At 70.1% G+C, this 16,249-nt stretch carries 17 protein-coding genes; 14 read left to right on the forward strand and 3 right to left on the reverse strand.

Features of this window, described 5'->3' with window-relative positions:
• The first annotated feature begins 147 nt into the window (after positions 1–147).
• The 13 genes from KZJ41_RS02555 to KZJ41_RS02615 all read left to right on the forward strand — a co-directional run bounded on the left by KZJ41_RS02555 (position 148) and on the right by KZJ41_RS02615 (position 13,285).
• Complete coding sequence (locus KZJ41_RS02555) at positions 148–1,131, forward strand: nitronate monooxygenase family protein (RefSeq protein WP_256997135.1); 984 nt, start codon at positions 148–150, stop codon at positions 1,129–1,131.
• Positions 1,128–1,907, forward strand: coding sequence for an enoyl-CoA hydratase (locus tag KZJ41_RS02560; protein WP_006947482.1), 780 nt, complete (start codon positions 1,128–1,130; stop codon positions 1,905–1,907). Before KZJ41_RS02555 ends, KZJ41_RS02560 begins: the two co-directional genes overlap by 4 nt.
• A gap of 274 nt (positions 1,908–2,181) precedes the next feature.
• A complete protein-coding gene (gene fadD5, locus KZJ41_RS02565) occupies positions 2,182–3,765 on the forward strand; it encodes a fatty-acid--CoA ligase FadD5 (protein WP_006947483.1) in 1,584 nt (527 codons plus the stop codon).
• A 71-nt stretch (positions 3,766–3,836) separates the two neighbouring features.
• Positions 3,837–4,646 carry an ABC transporter permease gene (locus KZJ41_RS02570; protein WP_251550086.1) on the forward strand — a complete coding sequence of 270 codons (810 nt, stop codon included), beginning with the start codon at positions 3,837–3,839 and terminating at the stop codon, positions 4,644–4,646.
• On the forward strand, positions 4,646–5,506 hold the full coding sequence (locus KZJ41_RS02575; protein ID WP_006947487.1) for an ABC transporter permease: 861 nt from the start codon (positions 4,646–4,648) through the stop codon (positions 5,504–5,506). The genes KZJ41_RS02570 and KZJ41_RS02575 overlap by 1 nt, the downstream gene beginning before the upstream one ends.
• A complete protein-coding gene (locus KZJ41_RS02580; RefSeq protein WP_251550088.1) occupies positions 5,503–6,801 on the forward strand; it encodes an MCE family protein in 1,299 nt (432 codons plus the stop codon). Before KZJ41_RS02575 ends, KZJ41_RS02580 begins: the two co-directional genes overlap by 4 nt.
• Positions 6,798–7,820 carry an MCE family protein gene (locus KZJ41_RS02585; protein WP_251550090.1) on the forward strand — a complete coding sequence of 341 codons (1,023 nt, stop codon included), beginning with the start codon at positions 6,798–6,800 and terminating at the stop codon, positions 7,818–7,820. Before KZJ41_RS02580 ends, KZJ41_RS02585 begins: the two co-directional genes overlap by 4 nt.
• Positions 7,817–8,854 carry an MCE family protein gene (locus KZJ41_RS02590; protein ID WP_251550092.1) on the forward strand — a complete coding sequence of 346 codons (1,038 nt, stop codon included), beginning with the start codon at positions 7,817–7,819 and terminating at the stop codon, positions 8,852–8,854. Before KZJ41_RS02585 ends, KZJ41_RS02590 begins: the two co-directional genes overlap by 4 nt.
• Positions 8,851–9,978 carry an MCE family protein gene (locus KZJ41_RS02595; protein WP_251550094.1) on the forward strand — a complete coding sequence of 376 codons (1,128 nt, stop codon included), beginning with the start codon at positions 8,851–8,853 and terminating at the stop codon, positions 9,976–9,978. Before KZJ41_RS02590 ends, KZJ41_RS02595 begins: the two co-directional genes overlap by 4 nt.
• A complete protein-coding gene (locus KZJ41_RS02600; protein ID WP_251550096.1) occupies positions 9,975–11,033 on the forward strand; it encodes an MCE family protein in 1,059 nt (352 codons plus the stop codon). The genes KZJ41_RS02595 and KZJ41_RS02600 overlap by 4 nt, the downstream gene beginning before the upstream one ends.
• Positions 11,030–12,241: an MlaD family protein gene (locus KZJ41_RS02605; RefSeq protein WP_102800373.1), complete on the forward strand. Its 1,212-nt coding sequence runs from the start codon at positions 11,030–11,032 to the stop codon at positions 12,239–12,241. The genes KZJ41_RS02600 and KZJ41_RS02605 overlap by 4 nt, the downstream gene beginning before the upstream one ends.
• Positions 12,241–12,780 carry a hypothetical protein gene (locus KZJ41_RS02610; RefSeq protein WP_006947497.1) on the forward strand — a complete coding sequence of 180 codons (540 nt, stop codon included), beginning with the start codon at positions 12,241–12,243 and terminating at the stop codon, positions 12,778–12,780. Before KZJ41_RS02605 ends, KZJ41_RS02610 begins: the two co-directional genes overlap by 1 nt.
• Positions 12,770–13,285 carry a hypothetical protein gene (locus KZJ41_RS02615; RefSeq protein ID WP_251550098.1) on the forward strand — a complete coding sequence of 172 codons (516 nt, stop codon included), beginning with the start codon at positions 12,770–12,772 and terminating at the stop codon, positions 13,283–13,285. Before KZJ41_RS02610 ends, KZJ41_RS02615 begins: the two co-directional genes overlap by 11 nt.
• 45 nt (positions 13,286–13,330) lie before the next feature.
• On the opposite strand, the gene KZJ41_RS02620 is transcribed toward KZJ41_RS02615, so the two are convergent.
• Both KZJ41_RS02620 and KZJ41_RS02625 read right to left on the reverse strand, forming a co-directional pair.
• On the reverse strand, positions 13,331–13,471 hold the full coding sequence (locus tag KZJ41_RS02620) for a hypothetical protein (RefSeq protein WP_006934528.1): 141 nt from the start codon (positions 13,469–13,471) through the stop codon (positions 13,331–13,333).
• Between the two features lie 216 nt (positions 13,472–13,687).
• Positions 13,688–13,921: a hypothetical protein gene (locus KZJ41_RS02625; RefSeq protein WP_029547149.1), complete on the reverse strand. Its 234-nt coding sequence runs from the start codon at positions 13,919–13,921 to the stop codon at positions 13,688–13,690.
• Between the two features lie 257 nt (positions 13,922–14,178).
• Between KZJ41_RS02625 and KZJ41_RS02630 the strand changes: the two genes are divergently transcribed.
• Positions 14,179–14,895, forward strand: coding sequence for a GAF and ANTAR domain-containing protein (locus KZJ41_RS02630; RefSeq protein WP_050034479.1), 717 nt, complete (start codon positions 14,179–14,181; stop codon positions 14,893–14,895).
• A 31-nt stretch (positions 14,896–14,926) separates the two neighbouring features.
• Here the strand turns inward: KZJ41_RS02630 and KZJ41_RS02635 are convergent, their stop codons facing one another.
• A complete protein-coding gene (locus tag KZJ41_RS02635; RefSeq protein ID WP_251549569.1) occupies positions 14,927–16,156 on the reverse strand; it encodes a transposase family protein in 1,230 nt (409 codons plus the stop codon).
• Positions 16,157–16,249 lie beyond the last annotated feature (93 nt).

Genomic DNA, 16,249 nt, shown 5'->3' on the forward strand with positions numbered 1-16,249 from the left:
GAAAGGCCTGCGGAGAGCCCTTGACAAACAAGGCCGCACACCGCGAAAGTTAACGGTAATTCTTGAAGTCATCGCGGTACCCGGCGCTGCGCCGGACGTGTCCGTCCCCTGCGCTCGCGGCGCAGGTCCAGGATCCGAGGAGGTCCAGTGAGAACCCGATTCACCGAGGCATTCGGGGTCGAGCACCCCATCGTCCTGGGCGGGATGATGTGGGTCGGTCGCGCCGAGCTCGTCGCCGCCGTGGCCGAATCCGGCGCCCTGGGATTCCTGACCGCGCTCACCCAGCCGACGCCCGAGGACCTCGTGAAGGAGATCGCCCGGACCCGCGAGCTCACCGACAAGCCCTTCGGCGTCAATCTGACGATCCTGCCGTCGATCACCCCGCCGCCGTACGCCGAGTACCGGCAGGCCATCATCGAGTCGGGCATCAAGATCGTCGAGACCGCCGGCTCCAACCCGGTCGACCATCTGCCCCACCTGAAGGACGCCGGCGTCAAGGTCGTCCACAAGTGCACGAGCGTGCGGCACGCGCTCAAGGCGGAACGGGTCGGCGTCGACGCCGTCAGCATCGACGGGTTCGAGTGCGCCGGTCATCCCGGCGAGGACGACGTGCCCGGCCTCGTCCTGATCCCCGCGGCCACCCGGCAACTGCAGATCCCGGTGATCGCCTCGGGCGGCATCGCCGACGCGCGCGGTCTCGTCGCGGCGCTCGCCCTGGGCGCGGACGGGATCAACATGGGGACCCGGTTCATGTGCACCGTCGAGTCGCCCGTCGCACACGCGGTCAAGGAACAGATCGTCGCCAACACCGAACGCGACACCAGGCTCATCTTCCGCACCCTCCACAACACCGCCCGCGTGGCGGCGAACTCGATCAGCGCGGAGGTCGTCGAGATCGAATCGCGCGGAGCCGAGTTCGGCGACATCGCGCACCTCGTCGCCGGGGCGCGTGGCCGGAAGGTGTTCGAGGACGGCGATCTCGAGGCGGGCATCTGGACGGCCGGGCAGAGCCAGGGCCTGATCGACGACATCCCGACCGTGGCCGAACTCGTCGACCGCATGGTGACCGAGGCGGAGTCGATCATCGAGGACCGGCTCCGCGGATTCGTCGGACAGGGGGTCCGGGCATGAGTACGCCGACCGTCGAGGGGCTGCGGTCGGAACTCGCCGACGGCATCCTGCGTCTGACCATCGACCGGCCGAAGCGGATGAACGCCGTGGACCTGCCGACCATGCGGGCGCTCGGCGCCGCGCTGGACGAGGCCGGCGCCGATCCCCGGGTTCGCACCGTCGTCCTCACCGGCGAGGGGAGCGCGTTCTGTACCGGAGCCGATATCGCTGCGGCGGCGACGAACCCGGCCGACCCGTCCGAGGTCATGGACGCCGCGAACGCGGTGATCCGATCCATCGCGACGGTTCCGGTGCCGGTGATCGCCGCCGTCAACGGCCCGGCCGCGGGGGTGGGTGTGTCGATGGCTGTCGCGGCGGACCTCACCTACGCCACGGAGAGCGCCTACTTCCTGCTGTCGTTCGTGAACATGGGGCTGATGCCCGACGGCGGCGCGAGCCTGCTCGTTCCTGCCGCGGTCGGACGTGCGCGGGCCGCGGAGATGGCGTTGCTCGGCGAGCGGGTCTCGGCCGCGGACGCCGACCGGTTCGGCCTCGTCGCGCGCACGCTGCCCGACGCGGAGTTCGCCGCGCACGTCGACGCCGTGGCGGCCCGGACGGCGACCACGCCGCGGCGCGCCGTCGCGCTGACCAAGCGGGCCCTCGCCGCCGCGACGCTCGGCCGGCTCGACGACGCGCTGGCACGGGAGAAGAGCGGCCAGACGGAGCTGCTCGCCTCGGCGGACTTCGCCGAGGCGGCCATGGCCATGCTCGAGAAGCGCCCACCCCGATTCTCCTGACGATCGCTCGCATACTTCCAGGCCCGGGTGCCCGGGCCGCCGAGGGGCTAGTCTGCGCCGAGGATCTCTGTTATACCCCTGGGAAGCAGTAACATTCATGCCGGAGAGCGGTCCCGTGCTGCGTGCACCCGCCCCTGCATCGACGGTCAGATCGGATGAGAATTTCGATTAACAAAGTGGTGGCCGAATGTGGCCGATGCCTGTAATGTGCCTCACATCGAGAACCGGGATCGCGTCCCGTCGGCACCCCCGTCACGCCCCGAGAGGAACCCTCATGGTCACCCCGTCAGCCCTCGCCGAGACCCAGCGCCTGCGCCGCAACAACTGGAACAACCACGTCGCGCGGCACGCTCTGATGATCCCGGACCGCACTGCGCTGCGGTTCCAGGGCCGGTCGATCACGTGGGCGGAGTTGCACGAGCGGGTCGAGCGGCTCGCCGACGCCCTCGCGCGGCGCGGCGTCGGTTTCGGCGACCGGGTCGTCGTCCTCATGCTGAACCGTCCCGAGTATCTCGAGACCGTGCTCGCCGCCAACGCCCTCGGTGCGATCGCCGTCCCGGTCAACTTCCGCCTCACCGCACCCGAGGTGGCATTCCTGCTGCGGGACAGCGGATCCAAGGCGATCGTCGTGGAAGCGCCGCTCGCTCCGCTGGCCGCCGCGGCCCGTGCGGAGAGCGAAGGCCTGGAACTGTCCGTCACCGTCGGCGGCATCCCCGAGGGCGACGGCCTCGCCTACGAGGATCTGATCGCCGAGGCGGGCGACCCCCACCCGGCGGTCGACGTCCCGGACGACACCCCGGCCCTGATCATGTATACCTCCGGCACCACGGGCCGGCCCAAGGGCGCGGTGCTCTCCCACAGCAACATGTCCGCGCAGGCGCTCACGTGCATCCGCGCGTTCCACCTGTTCGACGAGTCCGGCGTCGGGTTCTGCGCCTCCCCGATGTTCCACATCGCCGCGCTCGGCGCGATGGCGCCCAACCTGATGCTGGGCGTTACCACCGTGATCCATCCGGTCGGGGCGTTCGACCCGAACGACCTGCTCGACGTCCTCGAGGCGGAGCAGGTCACCAACCTGTTCCTCGTGCCGGTGCAGTGGCAGGCGGTGTGCGCCGCCCAGCAGGCGAATCCGCGGAAGCTGGCCCTGACCAACATTTCCTGGGGCGCGGCGCCGTCGTCCGACACCATCCTGCGCGCCATGGCCGAGACGTTCCCCGACGCGTCGAACGTCGCGGTGTTCGGCCAGACCGAGATGTCGCCCATCACCTGCGTGCTGGACGGCGCGGACGCGCTGCGCAAGCTCGGTTCCGTCGGCCGCGTCATCCCGACGATCCAGGCGCGCGTCGTCGACGACGAGATGAACGACGTGGCGCCCGGTCAGGTCGGCGAGATCGTCTACCGCGGGCCCACCATGATGAGCGAGTACTGGAACAACCCGGCTGCGACGGCGGATGCGTTCCACGGCGGCTGGTTCCACTCCGGCGACCTCGTGCGCGTCGACGCGGAGGGATTCGTCTACGTCGTCGACCGCAAGAAGGACATGATCATCTCCGGGGGTGAGAACATCTACTGCGCCGAGGTCGAGAACGTGCTGTTCTCGCATCCGAAGATCCTCGAGGCGGCCGTGATCGGGCGTCCGGACGCGAAGTGGGGCGAGGTGCCGGTCGCGGTGATCGCGTTGCGGCCCGGCCACGACGATCTCACGCTCGACGAGTTGCAGCCGTTCTTCGACGCGCAGCTCGCGCGCTACAAGCATCCGAAGGAGGTCGTGATCGTCGAGGCCCTGCCGCGCAACGCCAGCGGCAAGGTCGTCAAGCACCAGCTGCGCGGCGGCCTGTCGGCGGTCGTGCAGGGCTGAAGACCGCAGGGGCCGAAGGGGTTCCATCGGGGGACGGGGGACGCCGCGATGACGCGTACGGGAGTGTGGGAGTGACGTTCGAGCTGCCCAAGGCGAGGGGGCCGGTGCACGACCTGGCGATCCAGGTGGGTGCGCTGGTGGGGTTCTCGGTGGAGACCCTCGCCACGACCGTGCGCGTCGTCGTCGGCCGTCGCCTCTCGCTCCGCGAGACGATCACGCAGTCGCTGTTCATCGCCAAGGTGTGCAGCGGTCCGGCCCTGCTGCTGATGCTGCCCGTGGGGGTGCTCATCGCGGTCTCCGTCGGATCCCTGGCGGGCCAGCTCGGAGCCGGCGCCTACTCCGGCGCGATCGTCGCCTTCGTCGTGGTCGGACAGGCGGCCGCACTCGTGTGCGCCCTCATGCTGGCCGGCGTGGGCGGCTCCGCGATCTGCGCCGATCTCGGCGCACGCACCATCCGCGAGGAGATCGAGGCGATGGAGGTGATGGGGCTGAACGTCATCGAGCGCCTCGTCGTGCCGCGGCTGCTCGCCGCGGTCCTGGTGTCGGTGATGCTCTGCGCGCTCGTCACGCTCGTCGGGGTGGGCGCCTGCTATCTGTACGAGATCTACCTCAACGATGCCTCCGGCGGCGGATTCCTCCGCACCCTGGGCGAATACGGCCGGTTGTCGGATTTCGCGACGGCGATGGTCAAGTCGGCGTTCTTCGGGATCACCTCCGCCCTCATCGCCGCGTTCAAGGGCCTGCACGCCAAGGGCGGTCCCAGCGGCGTGGCCGACGCCGTCAACGAGGCGGTCGTGCTGGCATTCGTCATGGTGTTCGTCGTCAACACCGTTCTGTCCCAGATGTACACCGTGATGGTGCCGGCCGTGAGGACGTACTGATGCTCTCCTGTTCGGCGGTGACACAGGCCCGGGCCGTCCATCGGTCGCTGACCGGGGTCGTGGGCGCGTTCGCCACGGTGGGCCGGCACGTGGTGTTCGCGGTCGAGGCGATCGCCGGTGTCCCCACGGCGCTGCGCCGCTACTTCAAGCACGTGATGTACCACGTGGGGGAGGTCAGCTTCGGCTACGCCTCCCTGCTCGCCGGGGGCGGCACCATCGGCATCGTGTTCGCGATGTCCGCCGTCGCCGCGATGATGGTCGGAGTCGAAACCCAGCGGGGTCTCGAACTGATCGGGATGACCTCGCTGTCGGGCATGCTCTCCGCTCTGGCCAACACCCGCGAACTGGCGCCGGTGGTCGCGTCCATAGCCCTGGCCGCGAAGGTGGGTACCGGCTTCACCGCGCAGCTCGGCGCCATGCGGATCTCCGACGAGATCGACGCCCTCGACGCCATGGCCGTGAAGTCGGTGCCCTTCCTGGCCAGCACCCGGCTCATCGCCACGGCCGTGTGCGTGGTCCCGATCTACATGGTGGGCCTGCTGTCCGCGTTCGTCGCGACGCGCCTCGTGGTCGTCACCTTCCAGGGCAACTCGGCCGGCACCTACGACTACTACTTCCACCTCGCGCTCTCCCCGGCCGACCTGTGGTACTCGCTGACCAAGGCCGTCGTGTTCGCGGTGATCGTCGGCATCGTGCACTGCTCGTACGGCTACCACGCCACGGGCGGCCCGGAGGGCGTCGGCCGGGCCGCCGGGCGCGCACTGCGCACCAGCATCCTGGCCATCGGCATCACCGACGTGGTCCTGACCTTCGCGTTGTGGGGTCTCGTGCCCACCGTGCCGGGGGTGGGGCTGGCGTGACGACCCAACGCGACCGGACGACTCCGTCCGGCACGGGCATCCCGCCGAACGGCCGGACCCGGTCCGCGGCGCCCCGCCGCAGTCGCCGGCTCGGACTGCGCACCGGCACGCTGGCCGTCGTCGGTGCGCTCGCCGTCGCGGTGCTCACCGTCACCGGCGGACTGCTCGTCGTCTCCGGATCCGGTGGGCTGTCGAGGGATCCGGAGATCACCGCCGTCGTCCCGGCCGGCGCCGGGGTGATCTTCGGTGCCGCGGGTGTGCAGTACCAGGGCGTGCACGTCGGCCGGCTCGCCCACCTGGACGCGGGCGTCACCGGCTCGCGTATCACGATGCAGCTCGACCCGGACGCGATCCGGAACATCCCGGCAGCCGTGCGGGTGCGGATCGTGCCGCGCACCCTGTTCGGTGACGTCTTCCTCGAACTGGTGCCGCCCCACGACCCCGCCGCCGGGCCGCGCCTGCGCGACGGTGCGCAGGTCACCGCGGACACCTCGGCCGAGGCCGTGCAACTGGCCGGCCTGTACTACACCACCACGGAGCTGCTGCAGGAACTGCGCCCGGACCGGCTCGCGGTCGCGCTCGACGCGATGAGCCAGGCGCTCGCCGGCCGCGGTGAGACCCTCGGCCGGACCCTCGACCGCACCGCCGCGCTCACCGAGCAGCTCGGTCCCCGGATCGACGCAGGCCTGGCGGCGTCGCCGCAGCTGGCGGCGGTGACCGAGGCCCTGGCCGCAGCGACGGACGACATGATCGGCACGATGCAGAACGCGGCCACGCTCTCCGAGATCGTCCTCGAGCGCCGGGACGGCATCGCGCGGCTGCTGCGCGGCGGCGCCGGCCTGGCCGCCGAGGGCTCCGCGCTGATGTCGGAGAACACCGACCGGATCATCTCGGTCGTCCGCAACGGCGGCCCGGTGCTCGGTACGTTCGCCGCGGACACCACCGGCCTCGACGACACCCTGCGCTACCTCACGACCTTCGGCGACGCCGGCGCGCGGGTCTTCGCCACCGGCCGGTTCGACATCACCGCGGTCGTGGATTTCTCCGATCCGATGCCGTATACCGCGGCGGACTGCCCGCGCTATCCCGGCCTCGACGGCGCGAACTGCGGTGACCCGGTCGACGGCCGGCCGGTCCTCTCGGCCGCAACCGAACGCGACACCCTCGGCTACCTGGAGCAGATCGCGGGCGGTGTGGATCCGTCCGACCCGAAGGCGACGGAGGTGGACCCGTCCACCGCGGCCTCGGTTCTGCTGGCACCCCTGGTCCGCGGCACGGAGGTGGCGGTCTCGTGAACACGCTGCTCCGGCCGGCGCTGCGCCTGGCGGCGTTCTGCACGGTGGGGGTCCTCGCCGCGGTCGTCGTCGGCAACACCCTCGACAGGACCGTCACCGGGCCCACCCGCGACTACGCCGCCGAGTTCACCGACGTCGAGGGGCTGAGCCCCGGCAGCGACGTCACGCTCGCCGGCGTGCGCGTCGGGCGCGTCTCGGACGTGAGGTTCGCCCCCCGGGACGACGGGACCTCGCGGGCAGTGGTGGATTTCGAGATCGACTCGGAATTCGAGCTCACCACCGATGTCACCGCCGACATCAACTACGGCGACATGATCGGCGTCCGGTACGTCGCGCTGACACTGCCGGAGCGCAGCACCGGCACGGTACTGCCGGAGGGCGCGACGATCCCGATCGAGCAGACCGCACCCGCCCTGGATCTCACCGCGCTCGTCAACGGATTCGAGCCGCTGTTCGAGTCGATCGATCCGGCGCAGATCAATGCGCTCGCCACCGCGGTGATCGAGGCGTTCCAGGGGCAGGGCGGCACCCTCGATTCCCTGCTGCTGCACATCGCCGCGGTCAGCAGCGACATCGCCGACCACGAGCAGGTCTTCGACAGTCTGGTCGGCAATCTCGAGACGCTCGTCGCCGTGGCGGACCGGCGCAGCGAGGACATCAGCCGGCTGCTCTCCGGGCTGGCCGTCGTCGGTGACGCACTCGCCGGGGACGGTGAGCAACTCGCCACGCTCGTCGACCGTGGCAGCACCGCGGTGCGTTCGACGGCGGTGCTCATGGCCGGCGCGATGGCGCCCCTCGACCGGTCCGTCACCGATCTGCGGGTGATGACCGACGCCTGGATCCCGCAGACGGAGAACTTCGAGCAGGCGGTGCGCCGGCTGCCGGAACTGGCCGACAGCCTCAACCGCATCAGCGACTACGGCGGCTGGCTGAACCTCTACATGTGCAACTTCACCATCAAGGCAGGCGATTTCGAAACCAACATCTTCGGTTCGACGTACTCGGAGGTGTGCCGATGAGGCGCGCGCAGCAGATTCGCGACGCGCTGCGGGCCGTGTTCGCGGGCCGCCGCGGCCGCGCCGGCAACCCGCTCGTCGTCGGGGCCGTGGGCATCGTCCTCGTCGCCCTGGTGATGACCGTCGCCCTGGCCGCGCCCCGGGCCACGTACCTGCTCCGGACGAACGGCTACACCGCGGAATTCGCCAACGCCGCCGGTCTGCAACCCAACGATCCGGTGTATGTGGCGGGTGTGCCCGCCGGACGGGTGGAGAGCCTCGAGCTCGCGGCGGACCGGGTGATCGTGGCGTTCCGCGTCGACGGCGGCCAGCCGCTCGGCGACCGGACGACCGCCGAGGTGCGGCTCAGGACCATCCTCGGGAAGATCTACCTGGCGGTGACGCCCGCCGGTGCCGGAGAACTGCCCGACGGGCGTATCCCCCTGGCGCGGACCTCCGTTCCGTACAGCCTCGACGACCTCGCGTCCGAGGCGCAGCACGTGGCCCGGGAACTCGACGTGCCCGCCCTCGAGGCGATGATGCACACCCTGGCCGAGGCCGTGCCGTCCGACCCGGGCCGGATCGCCGATGCGCTCGCCGGAGCCACCGCCGCGGCGGAGATGCTGTCCCGCAACGACGCCCGCATCCACTCCCTGCTGCAGGCGTCGAAGTCGCTCACGTCCATCGTGGCGGGCCAGAGCCGGGACGTCGAGCTGCTCGTGCAGAACGCCACGACCGTGGTGTCGATCCTCGAAGCCCGTAAGGAATCCCTCGTGCAACTCGTCGAGGATCTGCGGCTGCTCACCGAGCACACCGCGACGTTCCTGACCGACAACTCCGGCGAAATGGACGCGTTGCTGGGGAACATGCGGTCGGTGACCGACACGCTGAACCGCAACGCCGAGCAGATCGACGTGCTGATGACCCGGCTTCCGCCCGCCCTGCGCGCCGCGGCCGACGCCTCGGGCAACGGCAACTGGGTCGACGTCCACGCCCCGGCCGGGCCGATCCCGGACAACCTGCTGTGTGCCCTCGGAGTGATGGAGGGTTGCCGGTGACCACCGTCGGAACCACGCGGAAGACCCGGCTGCTGCGCGGCATCGGGATCGTCGTCGTCGCGGCGCTGTGTGCTGCCGCTGCCTGGTACGTGTTCGTCGGGACCGACCGCACCCGCACCGTGACCGCCGAGTTCGCGTCCGTCGGAGGCATCTACCCGGGGAGCAAGGTCGCGGTCCTCGGCCTGCCCGTCGGCACCGTCGAAGCCGTGGAACCGGCCGGAACGGTGGTCGAGGTGACGATGCGGATCCCCGACGACATCACGCTGACGGCCGACGTGTCGGCGTTCGTGATGAACCCGTCGATCATCAGCGACCGGTTCGTGGAACTGAGCCCGGTGTACACCGCCGGACCGCGGTTCGAGGGCGACGATGTCATTCCGCCCGAACGCAGTCACGCGCCGATCAACTGGGACGAACTGCTCGAGAGCGTCGATACGATCGCCGCGGCGCTGGGACCGGAATCCGGGTCGCTCGGATCCACCCTCGACCTCGCCGCCGGCGCCACCGCAGGTCTCGGGCCGGAGATCAACCGGGCGTTGCGCGCGCTCGGGGCGGCCGGCTCGGTGCTCGGTGCCCGGTCCGAGGACATCGGTGCCCTCGTCGACGACCTCGGCGTCGCGGTTGCCGCCGTCGACGCCCGGCAGGGCTCCCTGTCCGAGCTCGCCGGGGGGCTGTCCGAACTCGGCGCCGAGATGCAACGACAGAACCTCGACGTCGCCGGGCCGATCGGTCAGCTGACGACCATCCTCGATCGGCTCGACGTCCTGCTCGGCTCCCGCGGCGAGGACATCGCCGCCGTCGTCTCGAACGCCCAGGTCCTCACCGGGCAGTTCGCACAGCACGAGGTCGACTTCGCCGAGTTCATGGACGTGTTGCCGCTGGCGATGCAGAACATCGACAACACGATCGGCGCCGACACCACCGCGCGTATCCGCCTGAACATCTCCACCCAGGTCGGCCAGTTTCCCCGCGCGAGGGAACTCTGCGAGCGCGAGCGCCTTCCCCTGTGCACGGGCGCCGGCTTCACCAACCCGATCACCGTTCCCTTCGACCTGTCCGATCCGTTCCAGGACCTCGTGCCGGAGTCGCTCGACCGGGCGCTGAACGAGGGAGGCGTCCGGTGAGCCGTTGGGGGAGAACAGGATTCGTCGCTGCGCTGACCGCGGTGGCCGTCTCGGTGACCGGCTGCGGACTGGGTCTGCATCAGTTGCCGACGGGACGCAGCGGCGCCGGCGAGACCTACCGCGTGATCGCCGTGTTCGACGGAGCCGATCGGATCGATCCCGGCACCGAGGTGCGGGCAGGTCAGGCTGTGGTCGGCCGGGTCCACGGGATCTCGACGGACGGGCACCGGGCCTTCCTCGAACTGAGTTTGAGTGAATGGGCCGCGCTTCCGTCGAACGTCGGTGCCTCCGTGCGGCTCCCGTCCGCGCTGGGCAACCCGTTCGTCCAGATCGATCTGCCGGAGCAGCCGTCGCCGGAGTTGCTCGCCGACGGCGACGTCATCGACCGGACGGAGATGGGGCCGGAACTCGAGGCCACGTTCGCGATGCTCGGACAGGTGATCAACGGCAGCGGTCTGGACCAGCTGCGCACGATCACCACCGAGCTGAACGCCGCCTTCGGCGGCCGGGGGCAGACCGTTCGGGAACTGCTCGAGCGGACGGACCGGACGATGGCGCTGGCCGCCGAGAACGGCGACGACATCTCGCGGGCGCTGCGGGCCACCGACGCGGTGGCCGCGCGGCTGGCGCAGCAGCAACAGCTGATCGACGACGGTCTGGCGAGCAGCGCGGAGGTCGTGGACCTGCTCGCCGCTCAGGAGCAGGACCTCCGGTCGCTGGTCTCGAGCACCTCGTCGGTGCTCACCTCGCTGGACACGGTGCTGGCGGACTCCGGCCGGATCGGCGGAGCGGTCGACGACCTGGACGAAATACTGTCCGGGATAAGGGACTTCAACAACACCGTGGGGTCTGCGCTGACCAACATGAACGCCTTCATGGACGGCTTCGCGCGGTCCGTGCACGGCGACTACCTGTTGTTCGACGGCGCCCTGGACGTGCCGGGAGCGATCGACATGCTGCTCACCGGCGGCGTTCCGGTGACGATGCTCGGCGAGTCGCCGCCGGTCACCGTCCCGGCGGGGCTGCCGGACCTGCTTCGGGGCGGTGTTCGATGAAACGCCCGGTGCTGGTGCAGGTTTCACTGTTCGTTGTGGTAGGCCTGCTGGCCACCGCCTTCGGCGTCCGTTACGTCCTGGGCCCGCAGAGCTTCGGTGGCGGCATCGAGGTGCGAGCGCACCTGGTCGATGCCCGCGGTATCGGCCCCGGAACGACGGTGACCTACCGCGGGGTCGCGGTAGGGGAGATCGAATCGGTGACGATCGACGACGGCGGTCGCGGCTCGACGGCGGTGCTCGTGCTGGATCCGGACACCCGCATCCCGGTGGGCAGCACCGGACGGATCGCCACCGCGACCGCGATCGGCATCCTCACCCTCGACATCGAACCGCAGACCGCCGACGGCCCCTATCTGACGGACGGCCACACCGTCGAGGTCCCGGCGGACGAGCAGGGACTGCGCCTCGATCAGCTGCTCGTGCGGATGAGCGCACTGGTCGAGAGCATCGATCCGCAGTCCGTCGCCACGCTCGGCGAGACGTGGGGCACCGCCCTCGCCGGGACCGGAGCGGACCTGCAGTCGATGATCGAGAACGCCGACGCCCTCTCCACGATGGCATCCGAACGGGCGCCGGCCCTGGCGGCACTCCTCGAACAGGGTGTCGATCTGGTGAACACGCTCGCCGAGGACGCCGGCACCTTCCCGGGTGCGATGCGCGCCGTCCGGGACGTCTCCGACCAGCTCGTGGGCAGCCGGGACGCGCTCGTGTACCTGCTGGACCGGTCGCCGGACGCGCTGGCGAAGACGGAGGAGCTGTTCGCCGAGACCCGCGACGACTACGGGCTGCTGCTGACGAACCTGGTGACCGTGGGCGACGTGCTCGCCCCGCGGACCCCGGCGCTGGCGGCCGGCCTCGACTCGATCCCTGCGGCACTCGGCGATCTGACCTCGGTGGTCAAGGGCGACCGCGGCGACTTCTCGCTCGTCGCCACGCAGGGTCCGGTCTGCTACTACGACACACAGCGCCGCACGGTCGGCGACGAAAGCCCCCGCACGCCGAACCTGTCGCTCTACTGCCCGCCGGGCGAAGACCTCGCCCAGCGCGGCGCCCGCGTCGCGCCGCGGCCCGACGACCTCGGACTGCAACACCAGAGCACCCCGGGAAGGGTGACCGGGCCGGACATGGCGCAGGACCCGCTGCTCGTCCCGACCGGAGTCGAGGTTCTGCAGTACTGGCAGAAGCTGTTGGAAGGACTGGGTAACTGATGCCGACCACGGACCACACTGTCGACGACACCCCCGCGACCGCGCCGCCGGATCCGCCGGCCCCGCGCTCCCGGGTGCGGCGATGGCTGACGCCCGCACTGATCGTGCTGCTCGCCGCGGCCGCCGGCTTCTGCGGATTCCGGTGGTGGCAGGCCGAGCAGGCCGAGGGCCTGCGCGCCGACGCGCTGGACCGGGCGCGGGAGTACGCGATCGCCCTCGGCACCTACGACTACCAGCATTTCGACGATGCGCTGGCCGCGGTCACCGACGTCTCCACCGGGGAGTTCGCCGAGAAGTACCGCTCGGTGGCGGGGGACCTGCGCGGGCTCGTCGAGAACGGGCAGGGCGTGTCCGTCGCGACCGTGTCGCACGCCGCGGTCGAGACACTGGACGCGGATCGCGCGACGGTGCTCGTGTTCCTCGACCAGGACGTGAAGAACGTCGCGGTGCCGGACGGGCGGGTCGACGCGACGCGGTTCCTGATCACCCTCGCTCGAGTGGACGACCGGTGGCTGCTGCAGGGAGCGGATGCGAAATGACGGCGTGCGGGGCGGTGACATGCCGCGGGGCGGTGACATGCCGCGGGGCGGTGACATGGCGCGGCGCGGTGACATGGCGCGGCGCGGTGACATGGCGGACCTGACCGGACCCGGCGACGGTACGTCGGGACGGATCAGGAGGCTGACACAGGCCGCGCTCAACGCGGACGTGACGATCGCCCGGGTCGAGGGCGTGGCCGACGGGATCGGCGTCTCGCTCGCGAACTTCGACCGGGTGCTGGGGCGGTTCGACGAGCAGCTCGGGGACTTCGCCGTGGCGGTGGACCGGCTCGGCGCGTCGATCGACCGGGTGGACCTCACTCTCCGGAAGATCGAACGGATCGTGGACACCGCCGATTGGCTGCTCACCCCGGTGACGGCGACCCGCCGGCAGCTGACCCGGTTGCCGGCGGAGATACTGCCGGTTCTGCACGGACCGTGGCGCGACGTGTCGGGACTGGCCCGCACGGTGCTCCGAGGGCCGGGCCGTCCGGGCCCGGGCTGAGAAGACCCGCCCGGGAGAGGAGTCTCCCGGGCGGGTGCCGTCTCGTCAGTACCGGGGCCGGGGGCCCAGGTCGTCGGACAGGTGCGGATGCTCGGAATCCGATCGCACCAGGTAGGCCTTGAAGGCCGCGGTGCCGCCCAGTGCGGCACCGAGCAGTAGCAGTAGCTGGACCACGTTCGCGTTCATTTCGGTTCTCCTCTCGACGTGTGGCCCGAGTTGCCGAGGGTCAGTCGGCCGTCGGGTGCTCCTGCTGGTCGTGTTCCGCGAACATGGCCTCGATGCGGGCCTTGATCTCCTCGGTGCTCATGGAGCGACGGGCCGCGGCGACAGCGGAGGTGTGCATCTGTGGTGTTGTTCCTGTCTGTGGTGTCGGAATGGACGGGGCTCGGTCGACCGGGACGATCAGTTCGTCCGGAGGAAGGACACGAGACCAGTGACGGTGGTGGTGGTGCCGATCGCCGTCAGGCCGGTGACCATGAGGGCCGCGGCGCTGACGGAGACGGCGGTGCCGAGTGCGTGCCCGAGGGCGGAGCGCCACCCCGACGTCGATGCGCCGGTGGTGGACGTGAGCACCAACGGGGTGCTCCGGGCGTCCTCGTCGTGTGCTGTGTGGCGGCGCGTTGCCGTGCCTGTCATATTCGGTTTATCCCCCTGCAAACAAATCGTGACTTGGTTCACAAAACCAATGCCGATGTGTTGTACCGCATCACAGCGACCGGCGCCACTCGAACGGATGTCCAACTCGTGCCGCGGCACCGCCGGACCGCCCCGAATTCGCATGTAGGAAGCGAATTCGCCGTCCGGGCGAATAGGGGGGTGTTCCGGCGTCTCTGGTTGAATGGCGATCCGACGCCCCGCACGGAAGGGCGCGGCGAAGAGGTCGAGGAGCGCTCATGCAGAACGGACAGTCCGCGGCTGATCCGGCGACGGTGTTCGCCGCACTGGCCGAGATCGTCTATGGCGGCGCCGAGCCCTCGGAGGCGTACGCGGCGATCTGCGTGGCCGCCACGATGCTGGTTCCCGGCTGCGACCATGCGAGCCTCATGCTGCGGGAAGGCAGGGCGTACGTCACCGTCGGCGCCTCCGACGCCGTCGCGCGGCACGTCGACGACCTCGAGCGCGCCACCGGCGAGGGGCCGTGCCTGGATGCGATCGAGGAGGAGGCCGCCCAGATCGAGCCGGACCTGAGCGTCTCCGAGCAGTGGCCGCACCTGGCTCCCGGCGTCGTGAAGCAGACGCCCGTGCGGGGGGCGATGGGATTCCGGTTGCGGGTCGACGACCGCAAGGTCGGGTCGCTGAACCTGTTCTCCGACACGCCTGGGGCCTTCGACCTCGCGGCCGCCGCGAACGGCACCGTCCTGGCCGCCTTCGCGGCCGTCTGCGTCGCCGCCGTCTCCCGCGGCGAGGACGTCGCCTCGCTCCGCAACGGCATCGAGAGCAATCGGGAGATCGGCAAGGCGATCGGGCTCCTCATGGCGCTGAACAAGATCTCCGACGACGAGGCGTTCGATCTCCTCCGCCGGACGTCGCAGCAGGTCAACGTCAAGGTTGCGGAGCTGGCCCGCACCGTCGTCGACCAGCATCGCCGCGAGATCAAGGGGAGTAGCTGAACCCCGGATCCCACCCCCCTATTGCCTCATGTCAAGATGCGCGCGAGGTGCGCTTCGTTGACTCATTCAAGGATGCGCGCGTGGAGGAGGGCTCGACGATGGGGCTACGCCCCGGGCCGGCCTTGGCGGTGGTGAGCGTGAGCAGCTCGGCGGTCAGGGCCTGAATCTGCCGCTGGATCGCTGCCGGGTTGAGCGTGACGTAGGTGCCGGCGAGGATCGCCTTGTCCTCGGCCGCGACGGCATCGTGCCGCTCGACGCGACGATGCGGAGTGGTCGCGGTGTCGTACTTCTTGGTCACCTTCGCCCCGTCACGGACCTTCGAGATCAGCTTCTGCTGCGGGCAGAAGAAGTTCGACAGACTCGACTGCAGAACCCAAATACTGTTGAGCAACAACAACTCTGCCGATGTGTCGTAGCGGTGGTAGCCGACCACGGTCCGTACGATCGCCCAGTTCTTCTGCTCGACGTGCGCGCCGTCGTTGGAGTTGCCGGGCCGGGACCGTGTGAAGGTGATCTGCCGCTGCGCGCACCAGGCGAGCAGGTGATGGTTGATGAACTCACTGCCGTTGTCGGAGTCGACCCCGCGGATCGGGAACGGCAGGATGCCGGCGATCTCCTCGAGGGCGGCGAGCACCCACTTGCGCGCCTTGTTCGGCACGCTCCGGTTCTCCGTCCACCCGGTGGCGATGTCGGTGACCGTCAACGTGTAGGCATGGTCGCCGACCGCGTTGCCGCCCTCGTGCCCGACCAGGTCGATCTCCACGAACCCGGGCACCGCGTCGTCCCACTGCGCCCACGTGCGGATCGGGATCTGCGACTTGAGCAGCGACCCCGGCTTGGTGTGCGCTCTGCCCTTCGGATCGAGCCTGCGCCGGTCCTCGGCCAGCCGACGGTCGATGGTCGCCGCCGACATCGACACCAACAACGCTGCGGTGGCGTCGTCGATGCTCAACTCGCCGAACCGACGCAGGATCGGCACCAGGTCCGGCAGCACCGCCGCGAGGCGTTTACCCGCCGGCGCACCGAGCACCGCCCAGCAGAACCGCAGCGCCGCAACCACCTCCGAGCCGTACTTCGGCGATCTCGGGGTGCGTCCCCTGACCGTCGTGGGGTGCAACGCCTGCGTCAACGCCTTGCGGGCGTGGTTGCGGTGCCAGCCGGTCGTCGCACACAACTCGTCGAGGATCACACCCTTGGTGGCCTTGTCGGCCCGGGCGTACCGCGTCGCAATCGTCTTGGTCACGGCCTTGCGTTGACTCATCGACAGCCCCATCGTCCGGGCCTACAGCCCGGCCCAGGCCGGACACGGCAGGCGCTCCGTACGCGCGCATTCTCATTTGAGGCAACGACTACC

The sequence above is a fragment of the Rhodococcus sp. 11-3 genome (assembly GCF_023704055.1).
Taxonomy (GTDB): domain Bacteria; phylum Actinomycetota; class Actinomycetes; order Mycobacteriales; family Mycobacteriaceae; genus Rhodococcus; species Rhodococcus aetherivorans.